Below are 19,795 nucleotides of genomic sequence, written 5' to 3'. Positions count from 1 at the left end.
CGGACGGACCACGGCGCGGCCTCGGGGAGTACCTTCCCCGGGGCCGCGCGCCGTTGAGGGCCGTCCGGCTTCAGCCGGCTATCCGCCGCGGTGCGCCGACCCGGCGGGCCTCGCGCAGCTCGGTCTCCCGGCGCCGCCGCCGGGCCAGGACCACCCGCCGCTCGGCCGCCGTCAGCCCGCCCCACACGCCGTACGGCTCCGGCTGGGCCAGCGCGTGCTCCCGGCACTCCAGCAGCACCGGGCAGCGTGCGCAGACCTGCTTGGCCTGCTCCTCCCTCGCGAGCCGGGCTGCGGTCGGCTCCTTCGAAGGTGCGAAGAACAGCCCCGCCTCGTCGCGGCGGCAGGCCGCCCCGGTGTGCCAGGGGTTGTCCTCGGGGTGGTCGAGCTGCTGCGTCCCGGCGCCGGGGGCGGGACTGCGCCGCGCCACCACGTTGGCACTGCGGGCGCTGGACTCGATCGGATGCAGCACGGCGTACTCCTGACGAGGCTCGAGACTCGGGGGAAGGCTCGCATCACTGCCCGGCTGCCCCGTGCCCCACCCCGTTCGGCGTCGGCCAGCTCGGCGTCGGCCGCCTCCGGGGTCACAGCCGTACAAGAAACGATGTGCGAGAGGAACTACCCCGCCGTATCCCGATTCATGCACACCGCACGCAATCGACTACGGAGTGCACTCGTCACAACGTCAAGTGCCTGAGCAGGAGTTGACGGAGCGTGAGGTCGCCCGTCCGCCTACGACCCCGCGCCGCACTACTGGTCGAGCTGCTTGCGCACCCACTCGCGCAGCTTCTTGCCCCGGCGCGGCTTCGCCTCGCAGCCGCCGAACACGGCCGCGCCCTTCACCCGTACCACCGGCGCGTACGGGTCGGCCGCGGTCTGCTCCTTGACGTCGAAGCCGCCGAAGATGCCGACGCCGCCGCCGTGCAGGCTCACGTTCTCCGGCACCTTGATGTCCACGCCGCCGAAGACCGCCGCCACCTCGATGACCACCTCGGGCGACTCGAAGACGGCGTCCGTGAGGTCGATCTCCACCCCGCCGAAGACCGCCACCGCGCGCAGGTGCGAACCCACCCGCCAGCGGCCCTTGCGGCTCGCCCCGCCGAAGATGGCGACCATCGACGGCGACTCCTGCCGCGCCGGGGGCAGCGGCGGCCGGACGTCGGCCAGGGGCGGCTTCTCCATCGAGATCGGACGGTGCGCGGGCAGGTCCCTGGTCAGCGGGGCCAGCTCGCCGAAGGTCTTGGCGTTGTAGGCCGCCTCGATCCGCTCGGAGTGCTCCTCCATCGTGAGCCGGCCCTCGGCGTACGCGTCGCGGAGCAGGTCCGCCACCCGCTCGCGGTCGGCGTCCGAGGCGCGCAGCTCGGCCTCGGCGACCGGCGTGGTGTGGGGCCGGGGCTCGGGCTTGAGCTCGGGCTTCGTCATGGGTACGGGCACCTGGCCCTGGTCGTCCTGCGACGGCGAGTTGTCCACGGGGCAAGACTAGCCACCGAGCCCCGTCCCGAACGGCAGTTCCCACGACTCGGCTTCATGGGGCTCGGCTCGCCTCCGGGCGCTCTGACCCGGTGCCGACACTCTCCCTCCTTGCCCGCCCTCGGGCAGGAGGGGCCCAGGCTCCCGCGGTCTCCCTCCTTGCCCGCCAACGGGCAGGAGGGGCCCACCGCTCCCTTCCTCGCTCCTCCCTTTCGGCACCGGCGCGCCCTTCGGTTCGCTCGCGATCGTGAGCTCGGTCACGCAGGCTCACCTGGGCGCGGTACGGGGTTCCCCGGCACCTACCCTTGAGGGTGCTTCGTCGACGCAGCCGGATCAGTTAAGGACCTCCCCCATGGCTCCCACGCCAGAGTTCGCCTACTCCGACCTCCTCCCCCTCGGTGCCGACCCGACCCCGTACCGGAAGCTGACCTCCGAGGGCGTCAGCACCTTCGAGGCCGGCGGCCGCCGCTTCCTGCAGGTCGAGCCCGAGGCCCTGCGGCTGCTCACCGCCGAGGCGATGCACGACATCTCGCACTACCTCCGGCCCGCCCACCTGGCCCAGCTGCGCCGCATCCTGGACGACCCGGAGGCCAGCCCGAACGACCGCTTCGTGGCGCTGGACCTGCTGAAGAACGTCAACATCTCGGCCGGCGGCATCCTGCCGATGTGCCAGGACACCGGCACCGCGATCGTGATGGGCAAGCGCGGCCAGAACGTGCTCACCTCGGGCCGGGACGAGGCCGCCATCGCCCGTGGCGTGTACGACGCGTACACCAAGCTCAACCTGCGCTACTCGCAGATGGCCCCGGTCACCATGTGGGACGAGAAGAACACCGGCTCCAACCTGCCCGCGCAGATCGAGCTCTACGCGACGGACGGCGACGCGTACAAGTTCCTCTTCATGGCCAAGGGCGGCGGCAGCGCCAACAAGTCGTACCTGTACCAGGAGACCAAGGCGATCCTGAACGAGGCGAGCATGCTCTCGTTCCTGGAGCAGAAGATCCGCTCGCTGGGCACGGCCGCCTGCCCGCCGTACCACCTGGCGATCGTGGTGGGCGGTACCAGCGCCGAGTTCGCGCTGAAGACCGCCAAGTACGCCTCGGCGCACTACCTGGACGAGCTGCCGACCTCAGGCGACGCCGCCACCGGCCACGGCTTCCGCGATCTGGAGCTGGAGGCGAAGGTCACCGAGCTGACCCAGAAGATCGGCATCGGCGCGCAGTTCGGCGGCAAGTACTTCTGCCACGACGTGCGGGTCATCCGCCTGCCGCGCCACGGCGCCTCGCTGCCGGTCGCGATGGCCGTCTCCTGCTCGGCCGACCGCCAGGCGCTCGGCAAGATCACCGCCGAGGGCATCTTCCTGGAGCAGCTGGAGACCGACCCGGCGAAGTACCTGCCGGAGACGCTCGATGAGGACCTCGACGACGAGGCGGTGTTCATCGACCTCAACCGGCCGATGGCCGACATCCGCAACGAGCTCTCCAAGTACCCGGTGAAGACCCGCCTCTCGCTCACCGGCACGCTGGTCGTGGCCCGCGACATCGCGCACGCCAAGATCAAGGAGCGGCTGGACGCGGGCGAGGGCATGCCCCAGTACCTGAAGGACCACCCGGTCTACTACGCCGGCCCCGCCAAGACCCCCGATGGCTTCGCCTCCGGCTCCTTCGGCCCCACCACGGCGGGCCGGATGGACAGCTACGTCGACCAGTTCCAGGCGGCCGGCGGCTCGATGGTGATGCTCGCCAAGGGCAACCGCTCCAAGCAGGTCACCAAGGCCTGCGCCGAGCACGGCGGCTTCTACCTCGGCTCGATCGGCGGCCCGGCTGCGCGGCTGGCGCAGGACTGCATCAAGAAGGTCGAGGTCCTGGAGTACGCCGAGCTCGGCATGGAGGCGGTCTGGCGCATCGAGGTCGAGGACTTCCCGGCCTTCATCGTGGTCGACGACAAGGGCAACGACTTCTTCGCCGAGGTCACCGACGGCCCGCTGATCACCAACCTGCGGGTGCGCTCGGCCGAGTAGGACCGGAAACGACTGTGCCCCGTGCCACCGGTGGTGGCGCGGGGCACTCGCGGAATTCCGTTACGGGCGGCTGGTGATGGTACCGAGCGGCTCGAAGGTGCGGCCCGGGTCGGTGTCCGCGGGCTTCTGCTCGACGGTCGTCGGCTCGGCAGCCAGCTCGGCGTCGTCCGCGTCGAGGCCGGTCAGTACGTCCAGGAGGGAGGCGTCGTCCGCAGCGGGCACGGCGTGCTCGACGGGCTGCGCTTCGACGACCGGCTCGGCGACGGCCGGGGCCGTGGTGCTGGTGCTCTCGTTGTCGGCCATGGTCTGGGCCGCCTTTCGGTTTGTCAGATCTCATCAAACCCACCCCGATCCGTCAGGGCGCCCGGACAGTATCGTAGAGGTCGTTAAATGTCCTATAAACATCGCGCCGCCTGTGCTCTTCTCCAACGTTTGCTCGCTTCCCCATAGGCTGACGCACTGCGACGAACCATCAAGTAGCGCTCGGGAAGCACCACCACAGGCCATCGGGGGATTTCATGGAGCTTCGGGAAACGCCGCACACCCATGCGCTGCGCTTCCAGGTGCTCGGTCCTGTCCAGGCCTGGCGTGGAGACCAGGCCCTCGCCCTCGGGTCACCACAGCAGCAGGCCGTCCTCACCATGCTGCTGCTCCACCACGGCCGGCCGGTGACGACCCAGGACCTGGTGGACGGGCTCTGGGGCGACCGTCCCCCACCGCAGGCCGTCGCCGCTCTGCGGACCTACATCTCCCGGCTGCGCGGCGTCATCGAACCGAACCGCGAGGTGCGCGCGCCCGCCGAGCTACTGGTCTCCGTCAGCGACGGCTATGCCCTGCGCATCCCGTCGGACGCCGTCGACCTGCCGGTGTTCGACACCGCGTGTGCCGAGGCCGCGAAGGCTCGGACCGCCGGTGAGCTGCACACCGCGCACCGCCTGCTGGCCTCCGCGCTGGCCCTGTGGAGCGGCCGCCCGCTGACCGGTGTCCCCGGGCCGTACGCCGATGCACAGCGGCTCCGGCTGGCCGAGCGGCAGGTCACCGCCGAGGAGGAACTCTGCGCCACCGCCCTGGACATCGGGCTGCACGCCGAGGTGGTCGCCGAACTGAGCTCTCTCGCCGCCGAACACCCGCTGCGCGAACGGCTGCGGGAGCTGCTGATGCTCGCGCTCTACCGATGCGGGCGCCAGGCGGAGTCGCTCGGCGTCTACGCGGACACCCGCAAGCTCCTGATCGAGGAGCTCGGGGTCGAGCCGGGCACGCGGCTGGCGACGATGCACTCCCGGATTCTCGCGGCCGACCCGGCGCTGATGCCCGAGCCCTCGCGCGGATCACGCCCGGCCGAACCGGACGAAACCATTCCGTTCACCCCCCCTGCCCAACTTCCGGCAGATGTCTCGGACTTCAGCGGTCGGGCCGAACTCGTCGGCGAACTGCGGGATGTCCTGCGCAGTGCGGCGGGACAGGCCGTCGTGGTCACTTCTCTGGCCGGAATCGGAGGGGTCGGCAAGACCACTCTTGCCGTGCATGTGGCCCACAGCGTCCGGACGGAATTCCCCGACGGCCAGCTCTACGTCGACCTGCGGGGTGCCGGCGCCTCGCCCGCCGATCCCGCCGTGGTGCTCGGGGACTTCCTCTATGCGCTGGGAGCGCCGGAGACCCCGGACTCGCTGGAGCAGCGGGCGGCGCTGTACCGCTCTCTGCTCGCCAACCGGCGCATGCTCATCCTGCTGGACAACGCCCAGGACGCCGAGCAGTTGACGCCGCTGATCCCCGGTGTCGCCGGGTGCGCCGTGCTGGCCACCAGCCGCTCCCGGCTCGCCGGGCTGCCGGGTGCACACCTGGTCGACGTCGAGGAGCTGACGCCGGAGGAGGCGCTGGCGCTGTTCTCGGCCATCGTCGGCGAACAGCGGGTCGCGGCCGAGCCCGAGGCATCCCTTGCGGTGGTCAGGGCCTGCGGCTTCCTCCCGCTCGCGGTCCGGATCGCCGCCGCCCGGCTGGCAAGCCGCCCTCGCTGGAGTGTGTCCGACCTGGCCCGTCGGTTAGCGGACCAGCGGCGGCGGCTGGACGAGTTGCAGCTCGGAAATCTCGCGGTGGAGACCACCATCGGCCTCGGCTACGCGCAGCTGCGGCCCGAGGAGCAGCAGGCCTTCCGGCTGCTGTCGCTGGTGGACTCCGCCGATCTCCCGCTGGAGGCGGTGTCGGCACTGCTCGGTGTCGACGAGCGGCGGGCGGAGCAACTGGCCGAGGCACTGGTCGAGGCCAACATGCTGGAGTGCTTCACCCCGGGCCGGTACCGGTACCACGACCTGCTCCGGCTGTTCGCCCAGCGGCAGAGCGAGAAGGCCAAGGCGGCCGAGGAGGGGCAGGCCGCCGAGGAGCAGCAGGCCGCGCTGCTGCGCCTGCTGGACCTGCTGCTCGCGATCCTGCGCAACATCGCCCAGACCATCGAACCGGACGACGTCCTGCCCGAGCCGCTGCACAGCCCGACGGCGACAGCGCTGACCTTCGACGGCCCGGACGCGGCCCACGACTGGCTCAGGGCCGAACTCGGGCTGCTGCTGAGCAGTGTCGAGGCGGCCGCCCAGGAGCCGTCCGAGCTGCTTCGGCCGGCCGTGGACGTGCTGATCGTGCTGAACACCCTGGTGGAGGACTCCACGCACGGGCAGCGCATCCGCCGGATCCTGCAGATCGCCGGGACGAACGCCAAGTCGCACGGAGATTCCGCGGCGCTCGCCCGGATCCGCTTCGCCCAGGGCTTCCTGCAGCACCTCACGGGCGAGTTCCAGGAGGCGGAGATCTCCCTGCGGGAGAGCCTGGAGCTCCAGGGCACGGGCGGTGACACCATGCTGCGCCCGACGGTCTCCAACCTGCTCGGCATCGTGCTGAGTTTCGCCGACCGCTCGGCGGAGGCCCTGCCGTTCTTCGAGCAGGCGTACACCATGAGCCGCAGCATCGGCGCCACCGTCAGCGAGGCTCGACTGCTGGGCAACATCGCCCGGGCCCATCTCGACATGGGCCAGCCCGAAGCCGCGGCCCGGTCGGCGCACGATGCGGTGACGACCGCCCGCGCGTCCGGCAACGGACCGTGCCTCGCCGACACCCTGTACCAACTCGGCGTCGTCCTGGGATCGACCGGCTCGCCCTCCGACGCCGCCGCACACCTGCGCGAGGCCCACGAGATGTACGGGTCCCAGCAGAACCAGCTCCGGGCCGGCTACTCGCTCGCCCGGCTGGCGCCCTGCCTGCTGGCGGACGGCCAGTTCTCCGAGGCCGCCGAAGCGGCCGAGGAGTCCCTGGCGATCGCGCAGGAGCTCGACGCCGCGTACTGCCAGGGCCTCGCCAATGCGGCGCTCGGCGAGGCGCTCCTGAAGTTGGGTCAGCCCGCTCGCGGGCTGGCCTGCCTCCAGGAGGCGCTCGCCGTGTTCACGCGGCTCGGTGTGCCCGAGGCCCTCCCCGTACAGGACCTCATCGAGCAGCAGCACACCGAGCCCACCGCACCCCCCGCGCCGTGACCTCCGTCCCCCGACAGGAGGTCCCCCCGTGCGTCGGCGCTCCCGCAGCCCCCCGGCTGCGGGAGCGCCTCGACGCTTCCCCGGCGCTGATGCAACTGTGGCAGCCACCGATTGACGTTCGATAAACGTTGCGCAACACGGCGTCACCGCAGGTGAGCGCCGCTCACCCGGGCGCGCCCCGCGGCGCGGGACCGGCGCCCGCGCCACCCCGCCCGCCCCGTCGTGCTCCCGCGATCCCGGCCATATTCGTCCCAACAACCACGAGTTGGCCGGAAAGGGACCCCATCGCCGAGTGATCACGCCTATTGTCGGATGCCAGTGCAGTCTCACCAGTGGAACGGCAGCAGGACCGACACAGCACGGAGTGACGCGGGGAGCGTGACGGACCGCAGCAGGCAGTAGGCCATGGGCCCGGGGTCATCCGCCCAGTACTGCCGGCCGTCGGCCAGGGTGGAAAGGTGCCTCTCAATCGTGACGACCGGACAGATATCCGATCCCGCCCGGGGCCACGGGCCCGCCCCCGCCGACCAGCAGGTCTGCCGCCGCCGCGCCGAGCGTGCCCTGCAGGCCGTCGCCTTCGACACCATCGGCGCCCGCTACGGCGAGGCGTTCCCCGCCAAGGCCGGTCAACTGGAGTGCGGCGGCTGGCTGCTGCGTCAGCTGGAGCCCGGCGCTCCGGTGCTCGACGTCGGGTGCGGCACCGGCGATCCGACGATCCTCCAGCTGACCCAGGGCGGCCTGCGGGTCACCGGCATCGACCTCTCCGACGGCATGTTGAGACTGGCCCGGCGGACCGCGCCGGCCGCCGCCTACCACCGCATCGACATGTACGACCTGGCCACCCCGCGGGCCGAGATGGCCTGGGGAGCACCACAGCTGGGCCCGGCCGCGGCCGGGAGCTTCGCCGCGGCCACCGCCTTCTTCTCACTGATCCTGCTGCCCCAGGACGAGATCCCGGTGGTCCTCGGCCGGATCCGCGAGCTGCTGCGGCCCGGCGGCCTGCTGGCGCTCGGCATGGTCGAGGCGGACCTCGACCACGCGCCGCTGCCCTTCCTCGGTCACGAGATCAAGATAAGCGGGTACCTGCGCGAGGAGTTGGAGCAGACGCTCGCCGGGGCGGGCTTCGCCGTCGAGGATCACTCCGGCCACCCGTACGCCCCCGCCAGCACCGCGCTCCCTCCGGAGGAGCAGTTGTTCCTGCGCTGTCGGCGGATCGACTGACGCCACCTCGCACCCACCTCGACCTCCCAGAACGGGCCGCCTGTGCGTGACCATCCCGAGCTCCAGGCAGGGCAGCCGCCTGCCGTCCCCACCCAGCGCCGTCCGTCGTCGGCGCCGGGCGCGGACGGGCGGCCCCGGATCGCCGAACGTCTGGCGTACCTGGACAGCGCGACCCGTCGGATCAACAGCTCGCTCGACCTGGCGGCCACCCTGCGCAACCTCGGCAAGGTCCTCGTCCCCGCCCTGGCCGACGCCGCCGTCGTCCACCTGCGCGACCCGCTGCCCAACATCGAGCGCGACCCGGGCTGCCCCGTCGCGCTGACCATCCACCATGCCCACGGCACCCGCCTCGGCCGCCGGTCCCGGACCCGGCAGGTCCGGCCGGGCGGCGCACTTGCCGCCGTCCTCGGCCGGCAGCTGCCGACCGGCCCGGTGGTGCTCGGCACGCCGTCCGCCGCCCGGCTCCGCCCGCTGCTGGAGGAGCTGTACGGCGCCCGCACCCTCGGCCGGCTCGCCGCCGGCACGGCGCTCCTCGCCCTGCCGCTGCGCGGCCGCAAGGCCGTGCTCGGGCTGCTGCTGCTGATCCGCCGCCCGGGCAAGGACTCGCTCACCGACTCGGCCTCCGACCCGACCTCCGAGAGCACCGCCTTCGAGGACACCGCCTCCGGGGACACCGCCTTCGACTCGACCGACGCCGCCACCGCCGCGCACCTGGCCACCCAGGCAGGCCTCGCGGTGGACACCGCGCTGCGCTACTCCCGCGAGTGGGAGATCGCCGACGAGCTGCAGCGCAGCATGCTGCCGACCCATCTCCCGCAGCGGCACGGCGTCCGCCTGGCCCACCGCTACCTCCCCGGCGAGAGCGGCGCCCAGGTCGGCGGAGACTGGTACGACTCGGTGCCGCTGCCCGGGAACCGGGTCGCCCTGATCGTCGGTGACGTCATGGGCCACTCCCTCACCTCGGCCGCCATCATGGGCCAGCTGCGCACCAGCGCGCAGACCCTGGCCGCCCTCGACCTGCCGCCGCACGAGGTGCTCTACCACCTCGACGAGCAGGCCCAACGACTCGGCCGGGAACAGCACCTGGCGACCTGCGTGTACGCGGTCTACGACCCGATCGCCAACCGGGTGGTGCTCGCCAACGCGGGCCACGTCCCGCCGGTGCTGGTCCAGCCGGACGGCCGTACCGAACTGCTCGAGCTGCCGTCGGGTGCGCCGATCGGGGTCGGCGGGGTGGACTTCTCCTCGGTCGAGCTGCCTGCACCTCCCGGGTCCGCCCTGCTGCTCTTCACCGACGGCCTGGTGGAGTCGAGGCGACGCTCCCTGAGCACCGGGCTCGAGCTGCTCCGCAGCCGGCTCAGCACCGCACACCGGCACTCCCCGGAACACCTGTGCCAGGAGGCCCTGCGGATCCTCCCGCCCGGCGACCGGGGCGACGACATCGCCCTGCTCGCCGCCGCCTTCGACGGCATCCCGGCCGAGGACGTCGCGTACTGGTACCTCCAGCCCCGCCATGAGACGCCGGGCCGGGCGCGCCGGCTCGCCGGGCACGCGCTCCGCCGCTGGGGGCTCGAACGGCTGGCGGACAGTACCGAGTTGATGGTCAGCGAGCTGGTGACCAACGCGATCCAGCACGCCACCCGCCCGGTGACGCTCCGGCTGGTCCGCACCTCGGTGCTTCGCTGCGAGGTCGGCGACGACAGCGCACTGCTGCCTCGCGCCCGCCGGGCCGGGCCGGACGACGAGCGGGGGCGAGGTCTGCAGATAGTGGCCAGGTGCGCCGAGCGCTGGGGCGCGACCAGACTCGGGGCGGGCAAGGTGGTCTGGTTCGAGCAGCGCCTGCCGTAGGGGTCCGCGAGCTCAGCGGAAGCGCGGGTCCTCGCGGGCCAGCGCCTGCAGCGCGGTGAAGGCGTCGGGGCCGAGGACGGTCGCCGCCAGGGCCGGGGTGCGGGCGAGCCTGACGACCGCGCGCAGCACGTCCGCCTGCCACAGCATCCGGAGCGAGTCGGCGACCTCCTGGCCGGTCGCCGGGTCACCGCGCCTGGACTGGGTGTGCCACTCCCGCAGCAGGGCCTTCACCACGGTGAAGGCCAGCCTGCGCCCCCGGACCAGCTCGGCGCGGGCGTTGAGGGCGAAGACGTCGATGGTGGCCTCGCCCTTGGGGGTGAGGCCCTCGTAGGAGCCCGACTCCAGGTAGAGCAGCAGGTGGTCCGCCGGGTCCTCGCGGGCCGGGTCTATCAGCAGGTGGGCACCGGTGACCGGGTCGCAGGGGAAGCGGTCGCGCTTCTGGTTGCTGTTGCAGAAGGCGCAGGCCAGCAGGTGGTTGTGCCAGTCGAAGGTGCGCAGCGGGGCGCGGGCGATCGGCTCGAAGTGGTCGATGTCGGTGCCAAGGTTGTCGCCGCAGTACATGCAGCGGACCAGGCCGGGTGCCATCCGGTGCAGCAGCACCCGCAGCCGGGCCTTGGGTTCACGGGCGGTGCGCCAGGCGGCCCGGCCGGTGGCGGTGCTGGGCCCGGCGGCCCGGATCGCCTCGGTACGGCGCGCCAGGTCGGCCGCCAACTGTGCCTGCAGCTGGGGCCGTTGGAGCGGAATCACCGGTCACCGCCCTGACGCGCTCGCACCTCGTCCACCCGGGCGCTCAGCGAGCTGTTGAGCTTGGCGCCGAGCTCCTGGTACTCGGCGACCTCGGAGCGGGAGGCCTGGCCCGCGTACAGCTTCCGCTCCAGCGCGATCAGCAGCCGGCGCTCGGCCTCGGCCTGCGGCGAGTACGGGCTGCCGAGGCCGAAGAGCTCGGAGAGCGCGGCATCGTCTCCGCTGCCGTAGACGATGCGCTGGTGGAGGTCGTCGTCCAGGATGCGCGGCGGCGCCTGCTCCTGCGGGCCGGCCAGCCGGATCAGGCCGCCCGGGTCCGCGGCCTGGCAGATGTACGGGCTGTGCGTGCTGACGATGAACTGGACGTTCGGGAAGTGCGCCACCAGCCACTCACCGAGGCGCTGCTGCCAGCCCAGGTGCAGGTGCGCCTCCGCCTCGTCGATCAGGACGACTCCGCCCACCGGGACCGTGGGCACCTCGCCGACGACGACCAACTCGGCCTCTTCGTCCACCTGTTGGGCATGCCGGACCAGGCCGAGCACCAGGGCTGCCACCGCCCTGGCCCCGTCGCCCAGCTCGCCCAACGGGAACTCCGCCCCGCCCTGGGCGACCCAGAGCCCGTCGGAGTCGACCCGGGCCACGCGGTGCCCCTCGGGCAGCAGTCCGTCGTCCAGCAGAGCCGTGATGCCTCGGAGCAGCTCGGCGGCGCCGGACCGCCGTTCGAGCCGGAGCAGGTGCTGCTCGGCCAGCCAGCCGGTGATCTCGCCGATGTCCTCGCGGTGGGGTCCGAAGCTCGCGCAGAGCCCCCGGTCGCCGGAGGAACGCTGCTCGGTGACGCCGTCCTCGGTGCGGGTGAGCCACCACCGGTGCTCCCCGGCCCGCACCCCGCCCTCGGCCGCGCCGGTGTGCAGCCAGGACGCGCACCCGTCTCCGGCCCCTGCGCCGAGCGCCAGCGCGATCGCCCGCAGCAGCGTGGACTTTCCGGACGCGTTGGGCCCGGCCAGCACCGTCCAGCCCGCGTACGAGCCGTCGGGCCTGGTCAGGTCGAGATCGACGTTCCTGGCTCCGTGGAATCCCCTGATGTTCTCGACGCTGAGCCTGGAGACGTACATGGCCACCCCCTTGGCACGTAGTCCTAGGTACTGACTCCCCCTCGCTCCACGATTCGAACCGGCAGCTCGCGCAGCACCTCGCGCAGTGAGTCGGCGAAGCGGTCGTACTCGGCGCTGCGCGCCGAGCCGGGCCGGGTGGCGAGGCCGATCCGGCGGCCGGGGGCCGGGGCGGCGAAGCGTACGGCGGCGAGCCGGTCGGTACGGCCGGCCTCGACGTCGAGCGCGGTGGCGGGCAGCAGGGTGACGCCGAGGCCGCCGGCCACCAGCTGGACGAGGGTGGAGAGGCCGGCGGCGCGGGTCGTACCGCCCGAGGGGTCGGCGCCGACCTCGCGGCAGATGTCGAGGGCCTGGTCGCGCAGGCAGTGGCCCTCCTCCAACAGCAGCACGTCCAGGTCGAGCAGCACGTCGCGCGGCACGTCGATCCGCCCGGCGAGCTCGTGCTCGGGTGGGGTGACCAGGACGAAGTCCTCGTCGAAAAGCGGAATGTCCCGGGTGGGCGAGGCGCCGCCCGCGGGGAGGGCGAGCAGCAGGACGTCCAGGCGCCCGCCGGCCAGCCCCTCCAGCAGGGAAGGGGTGCGCTCCTCGTGGACGTGCAGCTCCAGGTCCGGGTAGCTGTCGCGGACCAGTCGCAGCACGGTCGGCAGCAGGTACGGGGCCACGGTCGGGATCACGCCGAGGTGGAGCGGGCCGGTGAAGGGGCGGCGGGCCGCCTCCACCTCCTCGGTGAGAGCATGCAGGGAGGCGAGGACCCGGCGCGCGTGATCGGCCACACGCTCACCCAGTGGAGTGATGATGACCTTTCGCGTCGTACGCTCGACCAACTGCGCGCCGAGCGTCTCCTCCAGCGCGGCGACCGCGCCCGAGAGCGCGGGCTGGCTGGTGCCGATCGCCGCCGCGGCGTCCCTGAAGTGGCGGTGCTCGACGACCGCGACGAAGGCCTTGAGCTGGGCGACCGACGGGGTGCGGGGCCCCCGGGGTCTGGGTTGGTGCGTATTGATAGCTCTCTCCGATCAGATGCATCGAGTCTAGCTATTTCCCCGATCAGTCCACTATGTGGAACTCTTGGGCGTCCGCAATCCGGACAGACACCCTCACGCCTCACCTCAGGAGAAGCGAACGTGCTCACGATCGGTGACAAGTTCCCCGAGTTCGAACTCAACGCCTGCGTCGACCTCGACGCCGCGAACGCCTTCGCCGAGATCAACCACAAGACCTACGAGGGCAAGTGGAAGATCGTCTTCTTCTGGCCGATGGACTTCACCTTCGTCTGCCCGACCGAGATCGCCGCGTTCGGCAAGCTGAACGAGGAGTTCGCCGACCGCGACGCCCAGATCCTCGGCGTCTCCGGCGACTCCGAGTACGTCCACCACGCCTGGCGCAAGGACCACGCCGACCTGCGTGACCTGCCCTTCCCGATGCTGGCCGACGTCAAGCACGACCTCATGCGCGCCTGCGGCGTCGAGGCCGCCGACGGCACCGCCCAGCGCGCGGTGTTCATCGTCGACCCGAACAACGAGATCCAGTTCGTCATGGTGACCGCGGGCTCCGTCGGCCGTAACCCCAAGGAGGTCCTGCGGGTGCTGGACGCCCTGCAGACCGACGAGCTGTGCCCGTGCAACTGGAACAAGGGCGAGGCGACCCTTGACGCCGAGCAGCTGCTGGCCGGCTGATCATGGCGCTTGACGAGCTGAAGGCAGCCCTCCCCGACTACGCCAAGGACCTCAAGCTCAACCTGAGCGCGGTCATCGGCAACTCCGACCTCCCGACGCAGCAGCTCTGGGGCACCGTGCTGGCCTGCGCGATGGCCACCCGCAGCCCCTCCGTGCTGCGTGAGCTGGAGCCCGAGGCCAAGGCCAACCTGAAGCCCGAGGCGTACAACGCCGCCAAGGGCGCGGCGGCCGTCATGGCGATGAACAACGTCTACTACCGGACGCTGCACCTGCTCTCCGACAAGGAGTACAGCAGCATGCGGGCGGGTCTGCGGATGAACATCATCGGCACCCCGGGCGTGGAGAAGGCCGACTTCGAGCTCTGGTGCTTCGCGGTGTCCGCGATCAACGGCTGTGGGCAGTGCCTCGACTCGCACGAGGCCGTACTGCGCAAGGCGGGCGTCGAGCGCGAGGTCATCCAGGCCTCGATGAAGATCGCCGCGGTCGTCCAGGCCGTCGCCGCGACCCTCGACTCCGAGGCGCTGCTGCCGTAACGCAACCGGCGAACCTCTAGGGGCGCGGGGAACTGCGCGGGATCGGAAGGCTCAGGCCGTCATCTTCCGACTTCGCGCAGTTCCTCGCGCCCCTGGTGGTTTGCCACCTGCGCCGTCCGACGCAACCGGCGAACCTCTAGGGGCGCGAGGAACTGCGCGACCAGGCATCCACGTAGCTGCACGGTTGCGCGCGCAGCACCTCACGCTCCTGCTGTGGTTGCTCTAGCGGGCAGAGCGGGCGGCCTCGAGGGCCTCGAAGACCTCCTGGCCGGCCGCGTTGCGGCGCCGCAGGTGGGAGACCACCGTGTTGGTGACGGCGATCAGCGGTACGGCGACGATCGCGCCGCCGATCCCACCGACGATCGACCCCGCCGCCACACCCAGCACCACGCCCAGCGGGTGCACCCGCACCGCCCGGCCCAGGATCAGCGGCTGCAGCAGGTGCCCCTCGATCTGCTGCACGGCGACCAGCACCACCAGCACCATCAGCGAAGTGAACGGCCCCTGCGTGACCAGCGCGATCAGGACCGCGATGGTCCCGGTGACCAGCGCGCCGACCAGCGGCACGAAGGCCCCCAGGAAGATGATCACCGCCAGCGGCAGGGCCATCGGCACCCCCAGCAGCTGGATGCCTATGCCGATGCAGAGCGCGTCGATGAAGGCCACGCACACCGTGCCGCGCACGTACGCGGTAAGCGTCGCCCAGGCCTTGGGGCCGGCGCCGGCCATCGCGTAGCGGGAGTGCCGGGGCAGGCCGCGCAGTGCCCAGCTCCAGATCCTGGCTCCGTCGTAGAGCAGGAAGAAGGTGGTGAAGGCGGTCAGCACCACACCGGTGAGCACCTCGACCGCGATGGTCACCCCGGTGAAACCGGCCGAGGTGATCTGCTCCGAGTTGGTGCCGATCGCGGTCGAGATCTGCTTGGCGAAGTCGCTGATCTGCTGGGTCGTCAGATGCAGCGGCCCGGTCACCAGCCAGTCCTTGAGCCGGTTGACCCCCTCCTGGACCTTGCCCGTGACGGAGGAGAGGTTGGTGGTCACCTGCCAGACCACGAACCAGCCGACCAGGCCGATGCCCGCCACCCCGGCGAGGAAGGTCCCGGCGGCGGCGAGCGAGCGCGGTACGCCGTGCCGCCTCAGCCAGGAGACGGTCGGCTCAAGCAGCGCGGAGATCAGCAATGCGGCGAGGACCGCGAAGGCGACCAGCCGGAGCATGTCGACCACCCGGAAGAGCAGGTAGAGCGCCGCCGCGAGAAGCAGCAGGCGCCAGGTCGACTCGGCGGCCACCCGCAGGCTCCACGGCACGGCCTCGGCCGGCGTCGCGGGGCGGCCCGGGTGGTACTCGCGGCCGGACGGTACGGGCAGCGGGCGTTCCGGTGCCGGTCGCTCGACGTCCGGGCGGGGCTTGCGCGGTGCCGGGACGAGCTCGGCGGCCTCGGCCTGCTCCTCCGGCTCGGCCACGGCGGCCCGGCGCCGCTCCTCCATCGCGGCCACCGCCCGGGAGGCGAGCCCACCCACCCAGGACACCGCCTGCAACGCTCTCGTGCCCCGCGCCACTTCTGACACCCGCTCCCCGCTCGGCTGCTGTGCCGTGGGGTCCCACCACGGCCGTCGGGGACGACGCTACCCGTCCGCCCGCGCCGGATTCCGGCGGGCCCGTCAGCTGGTGCGGCGAATCGGCAGGCAGGCTCTCGGACGAAACGGATGAATCGGCATGAACACGTTGGTTTCAGACAGCAGGTCGAGGGGGAGGGGCCAGATATCACGGACCAACTGTCGGCGGACCGGCCGGTGCCGGAGCAACCAGGACCCTCTCCGGCGCCCCGCGTCCGCACCCAGGACCGCACCGCCCGCAGGCGCACTGGTCAGCGCAGCCCGGGCGGCGCGGCCCGCCCTTAGCTGGACAGCAGAGAGGCCCCCGACCGAAGTCGGGGGCCTCTCGCGTGCAGTCTCGAGCTACCGGTCTCTAGTACCAGTGGTGCGACTGCCAGAAGGACCACGCGCCGCACGGGCTGCCGTAGCGGCTGTTCATGTAGTTCAGGCCCCACTTTATCTGCGTCGCGGGGTTGGTCCGCCAGTCGGCGCCGACCGAGGCCATCTTGGAGCCGGGCAGCGCCTGCACCAGACCGTACGCGCCGGAGCTCGCGTTGGTGGCGGTGTAGTCCCAGCCGCTCTCGCGCTTCACGATCTGGCTGAAGCACTGGAACTGGGCGTCGTCGCCGATGATCTGGAGAGCCATCTCCTGGACCGAGCCCGGGCTGACGGCGGCGAGCACGGAACGCGCCTTGGCGCGGTTCGCGGCCTCCTCGTCGGCCTTCCGCTTCTCCTCGGCGGCCTTGGCCGCCTTCTCCGCGTCCGCCTTGGCCTGCGCGTCGGCAGCGGCCTTCTGGCGCGCTGCCTCCTCGGCGGCCTTCTTGGCGGCCGCGTCGGCGGAGGCCTGCTGAGCGGTGGCCTGATGCCTGAAGTTGTCGCTGATGGTCTGCGCGTGGCCGCCCGTCGGGAGTTCGGCGAGCAGGGTGGCGCCTGCGACGTCGACCGTCTGGGTGTTGGTGCCCTCGCTGCCCGAGGCCACACCCACGACGGCACCGACAGCGGTGACCGCGGTGGCGGAGGCCACAGCAACTCCCCGGACCGAGATCCGAGTCACATGGTTTCCTTCCAGCATCGCCCACGCGTGACCGTCCGGACGCAACATGCCCCTTGGCACTGGCCTCCGTCGGTACATGGTCACGGGAGGCGCTGGCCCGGCGCAGGACCGAGGTGAGTCGGAACGGCGTTTGAATCGGGCGGCGTACGAATCGTTCTTCAGTTGTCGGCCCGTCAACCGGAGTTGCCGGGCGTGATTGTCGTACGCGGGGCCTGACAGAACCCTCACCATGCCGCACCGGGACGTGTCTACGCAATTCCCGGTTGCGTGGCGCATCTCACAATCTTCGCGAGCTGGGCGTTTGGAGGTCCGGCGGAGAAGAGACAGTCAGATGTGATGACAGACAAGGAGCCTGCCGCTATACGGCAGGCTCCTTGACGGCTTTTTAGGGCGATTTGCCCCGGTTCATTCTCAGGGCTGGATGTCCTCCAGCATCTCCGTGACCAGCGCGGCGATCGGCGAGCGCTCGGAGCGGGTCAGGGTGATGTGGGCGAACAGCGGGTGTCCCTTCAACTTCTCCACCACCGCGACCACGCCGTCGTACCGACCCACCCTCAGGTTGTCCCGCTGGGCCACGTCGTGGGTGAGCACCACCCGCGAGCCCTGGCCGATCCGGGACAGCACGGTGAGCAGCACGTTCCGCTCCAGGGACTGCGCCTCGTCCACGATCACGAAGGCGTCGTGCAGCGAGCGCCCGCGGATGTGGGTGAGCGGCAGGACCTCCAGCATCCCGCGGGAGAGCACCTCCTCGATCACGTCCGGGGTGGTGACGGCGGAGAGGGTGTCGAAGACCGCCTGCGCCCAGGGGCCCATCTTCTCCGCCTCGGAGCCGGGCAGGTACCCCAACTCCTGGCCACCGACCGCGTACAGCGGGCGGAAGACCATCACCTTGCGGTGCTGCTGCCGCTCCAGCACGGCCTCCAGTCCGGCGCAGAGCGCCAGCGCGGACTTGCCGGTGCCCGCCCGGCCGCCCATCGAGACGATGCCGACCTCGGGGTCGAGCAGCAGATCCAGCGCCACGCGCTGCTCGGCGCTGCGGCCGCGCAGGCCGAACGCCTCCCGGTCGCCGCGCACCAGCCGGACCCGGCCGTCGCCGGACACCCGGCCGAGCGCCCGGCCGCGCTCGGAGGTGAGCACCAGCCCGGTGTGGACCGGCAGCTCCTCCGCGCCGTCCACCTCGACGGCGGCGTCGTGGCCGGCTCCGAAGAGCGCGTCCACCTGGTCGCCGGAGACGTGCAGTTCGGACATGCCCGTCCAGCCGGAGGTGATCGCGAGCTCGGCCCGGTACTCCTCCGCCAGCAGGCCCACCGAGCTGGCCTTGATCCGCATCGGCAGGTCCTTGGAGACGACGGTGACGTCGTACCCCTCCGCCTGCAGGTTGCGGGCGACCGCCAGGATGCGGGTGTCCGCCTCGCCTCCGACCCGGTAGCCGGCCGGAAGGACCGAGGTGTCGGAGTGGTTGAGCTCGACCCGGATGCTGCCGCCGACCTCCCCGACCGGGATCGGCTCATCGAGCCGTCCGTGCCTGATCCGGTAGTCGTCCAGCAGGCGCAGTGCCTGGCGGGCGAAGTAGCCCAACTCCGGATGGTGCCGCTTGGCCTCCAACTCGGTGACCACCACCACCGGGAGGACGACCTCGTGCTCCTCGAAGCGCGTCATGGCGAGGGGGTCTGCCAGGAGCACGCTGGTGTCGAGAACGTACGTGCGCCGGTCTGGTGTCCGGCGGCTCTTGGTACTGACCACTAGGCCTCCAGAGCGGATGACCCTGCGTCACCCGCGGCATACCGGTCCCCGCGACCCCGGTGGCCGGGATACCGGTCTGACTGGGGTATTCCCAGGCGACCCGTGGTGCATACCCGTCAGAACGAACTGACGGATCATTGTTGGAGAACGTTTACCTGCAAGACCGTCAGGGCCCGAACGACCCGAGCGTCAGAGGCCCGACCTTGCCGGGAGAGCCGACCCAGGGCCCGCGTGTCAGAGCCCCAGGCGGCGGTGGCGCAGCTGGTAGTCGCGCAGCGCCCGCAGGAAGTCGACCTTGCGGAAGGCCGGCCAGTAGGCCTCGCAGAAGCAGGCAGCTTCACTGCGGGGGACGACCCCCGCACCCCCAGCCAACCCCCGCCGGGGCGAGCCGACCCAGGAAGCCGACCGTCAGAGCCCCAGACGGCGGTTGCGCAGCTGGTAGTCGCGCAGCGCCCGCAGGAAGTCGACCTTGCGGAAGGCCGGCCAGTAGGCCTCGCAGAAGTAGAACTCGCTGTGGGCGCTCTGCCAGAGGAGGAAGCCCGAGAGGCGCTGCTCGCCCGAGGTGCGGATCACCAGGTCGGGGTCGGGCTGGCCCTTGGTGTACAGGTGTTCGGCGATGTGCTCGACGTCGAGGATCTCGGCGAGCTCCTCGATCGAGGTGCCCCGGCCGGCGTGCTCCTGGAGGAGGGAGCGGACGGCGTCGGCGATCTCGTGCCGGCCGCCGTAGCCGACGGCGACGTTCACCGTGACGCCCTGGATGTGGGCGGTGGCCTGCGCGGCCTCCTTGAGCACATCGGCGGTCTGCTGCGGCAGCAGGTCGAGCGCGCCCACCGGGTGGACCTTCCAGCGGCGGGTCTCGGCGAGGCCGCGGACGGTGTCCTCGATGATCCCCAGCAGCGGCACGAGCTCCTCGGCCGGCCGGGAGAGGTTGTCGGTGGAGAGCATCCAGAGGGTGACCACCTGGACGTGCGTCTCGTCGCACCAGCCCAGGAACTCGCTGATCTTGTCCGCGCCGCGCTGGTGCCCGTAGGCGGTGGTGCCGCCGGTGGCCTTGGCCCAGCGGCGGTTGCCGTCCAGGATCACGCCGATGTGGTGCGGGGTGTTGGCCAGGTGGACCTCGACCCGGCGGCCGTAGAGCCGGTAGGCCTTGTCCAGCAGGGTACGCAGACCCGGCGTGCCCTCGACGACATCGCGCAGACCCATGACGTTCGGCCCCTCCGTGCTCGGTCCCCCGGGTGCGAAATACCCTCGCGCAGCCTACCTCCGGCGCGGTCCGCCGCA

At 71.6% G+C, this 19,795-nt stretch carries 17 protein-coding genes; 6 read left to right on the top strand and 11 right to left on the bottom strand.

The annotated features are described in order from the left end of the window. Nucleotides 1-70 precede the first annotated feature (70 nt). Complete coding sequence (locus tag FB465_RS21525) at nt 71-469, bottom strand: WhiB family transcriptional regulator (protein WP_145792933.1); 399 nt, start codon at nt 467-469, stop codon at nt 71-73. A 278-nt stretch (nt 470-747) separates the two neighbouring features. After that, entirely contained in the window at nt 748-1,467 is a 720-nt protein-coding gene (locus FB465_RS21520; protein WP_425461198.1) for a DUF1707 SHOCT-like domain-containing protein, read from the bottom strand. 352 nt (nt 1,468-1,819) lie between these two features. Here FB465_RS21520 and FB465_RS21515 point away from each other — a divergent pair, with 352 nt between their 5' ends. Then, nucleotides 1,820-3,487, top strand: a complete 1,668-nt coding sequence (locus FB465_RS21515) for a fumarate hydratase (protein ID WP_145792931.1) — start codon at nt 1,820-1,822, stop codon at nt 3,485-3,487. 60 nt (nt 3,488-3,547) lie between these two features. Here FB465_RS21515 and FB465_RS21510 read toward each other — a convergent pair whose 3' ends face one another. Next, nucleotides 3,548-3,790, bottom strand: a complete 243-nt coding sequence (locus tag FB465_RS21510) for a hypothetical protein (RefSeq protein WP_145792929.1) — start codon at nt 3,788-3,790, stop codon at nt 3,548-3,550. Nucleotides 3,791-4,005: 215 nt separating this feature from the next. Between FB465_RS21510 and FB465_RS21505 the strand changes: the two genes are divergently transcribed. The 3 genes from FB465_RS21505 to FB465_RS21495 all read left to right on the top strand — a co-directional run bounded on the left by FB465_RS21505 (nt 4,006) and on the right by FB465_RS21495 (nt 10,068). Further along, nucleotides 4,006-6,999, top strand: a complete 2,994-nt coding sequence (locus FB465_RS21505; RefSeq protein ID WP_145792927.1) for an AfsR/SARP family transcriptional regulator — start codon at nt 4,006-4,008, stop codon at nt 6,997-6,999. Nucleotides 7,000-7,560: 561 nt separating this feature from the next. Next, a complete protein-coding gene (locus FB465_RS21500) occupies nt 7,561-8,220 on the top strand; it encodes a class I SAM-dependent methyltransferase (RefSeq protein WP_246193268.1) in 660 nt (219 codons plus the stop codon). A gap of 42 nt (nt 8,221-8,262) precedes the next feature. After that, nucleotides 8,263-10,068, top strand: a complete 1,806-nt coding sequence (locus tag FB465_RS21495; RefSeq protein WP_145792924.1) for an ATP-binding SpoIIE family protein phosphatase — start codon at nt 8,263-8,265, stop codon at nt 10,066-10,068. A 12-nt stretch (nt 10,069-10,080) separates the two neighbouring features. On the opposite strand, the gene FB465_RS21490 is transcribed toward FB465_RS21495, so the two are convergent. From FB465_RS21490 to FB465_RS21480, 3 genes are read right to left on the bottom strand one after another with little or no spacing between them, the layout of a single operon-like run. Next, nucleotides 10,081-10,815, bottom strand: a complete 735-nt coding sequence (locus FB465_RS21490) for an HNH endonuclease family protein (RefSeq protein WP_145792922.1) — start codon at nt 10,813-10,815, stop codon at nt 10,081-10,083. Continuing rightward, nucleotides 10,812-11,924 (bottom strand): AAA family ATPase, encoded by a 1,113-nt coding sequence (locus FB465_RS21485; RefSeq protein WP_145792921.1) that lies wholly within the window; start codon nt 11,922-11,924, stop codon nt 10,812-10,814. Before FB465_RS21485 ends, FB465_RS21490 begins: the two co-directional genes overlap by 4 nt. 23 nt (nt 11,925-11,947) lie before the next feature. Beyond that, on the bottom strand, nt 11,948-12,922 hold the full coding sequence (locus FB465_RS21480) for a LysR substrate-binding domain-containing protein (protein WP_145792919.1): 975 nt from the start codon (nt 12,920-12,922) through the stop codon (nt 11,948-11,950). Nucleotides 12,923-13,042: 120 nt separating this feature from the next. Between FB465_RS21480 and FB465_RS21475 the strand changes: the two genes are divergently transcribed. Together FB465_RS21475 and FB465_RS21470 are read left to right on the top strand one after the other, a co-directional pair. Further along, on the top strand, nt 13,043-13,594 hold the full coding sequence (locus FB465_RS21475) for a peroxiredoxin (RefSeq protein ID WP_145792918.1): 552 nt from the start codon (nt 13,043-13,045) through the stop codon (nt 13,592-13,594). 2 nt (nt 13,595-13,596) lie between these two features. Then, the gene (locus FB465_RS21470) at nt 13,597-14,127 is read left to right on the top strand and encodes an alkyl hydroperoxide reductase (protein ID WP_145792916.1); all 531 of its coding nucleotides are present in this window, start codon (nt 13,597-13,599) and stop codon (nt 14,125-14,127) included. A 222-nt stretch (nt 14,128-14,349) separates the two neighbouring features. Here FB465_RS21470 and FB465_RS21465 read toward each other — a convergent pair whose 3' ends face one another. From FB465_RS21465 to FB465_RS21445, 5 genes are all read right to left on the bottom strand, one after another. Then, on the bottom strand, nt 14,350-15,651 hold the full coding sequence (locus FB465_RS21465) for an AI-2E family transporter (RefSeq protein WP_246192766.1): 1,302 nt from the start codon (nt 15,649-15,651) through the stop codon (nt 14,350-14,352). Nucleotides 15,652-16,090: 439 nt separating this feature from the next. Continuing rightward, a complete protein-coding gene (locus FB465_RS21460; protein WP_145792914.1) occupies nt 16,091-16,771 on the bottom strand; it encodes an aggregation-promoting factor C-terminal-like domain-containing protein in 681 nt (226 codons plus the stop codon). Nucleotides 16,772-17,182: 411 nt separating this feature from the next. Further along, nucleotides 17,183-18,514 (bottom strand): RNA 5'-3' helicase PhoH2, encoded by a 1,332-nt coding sequence (gene phoH2, locus FB465_RS21455; protein ID WP_145792913.1) that lies wholly within the window; start codon nt 18,512-18,514, stop codon nt 17,183-17,185. Between the two features lie 234 nt (nt 18,515-18,748). Then, nucleotides 18,749-18,886, bottom strand: coding sequence for an undecaprenyl diphosphate synthase family protein (locus FB465_RS21450; RefSeq protein WP_425461197.1), 138 nt, complete (start codon nt 18,884-18,886; stop codon nt 18,749-18,751). Nucleotides 18,887-18,922: 36 nt separating this feature from the next. After that, nucleotides 18,923-19,717: an isoprenyl transferase gene (locus FB465_RS21445; protein ID WP_145792911.1), complete on the bottom strand. Its 795-nt coding sequence runs from the start codon at nt 19,715-19,717 to the stop codon at nt 18,923-18,925. Nucleotides 19,718-19,795: the final 78 nt, after the last annotated feature.

The organism is Kitasatospora atroaurantiaca (genome assembly GCF_007828955.1).
Taxonomy (GTDB): domain Bacteria; phylum Actinomycetota; class Actinomycetes; order Streptomycetales; family Streptomycetaceae; genus Kitasatospora; species Kitasatospora atroaurantiaca.
This window is presented reverse-complemented; position numbering and strand designations above follow the sequence as displayed.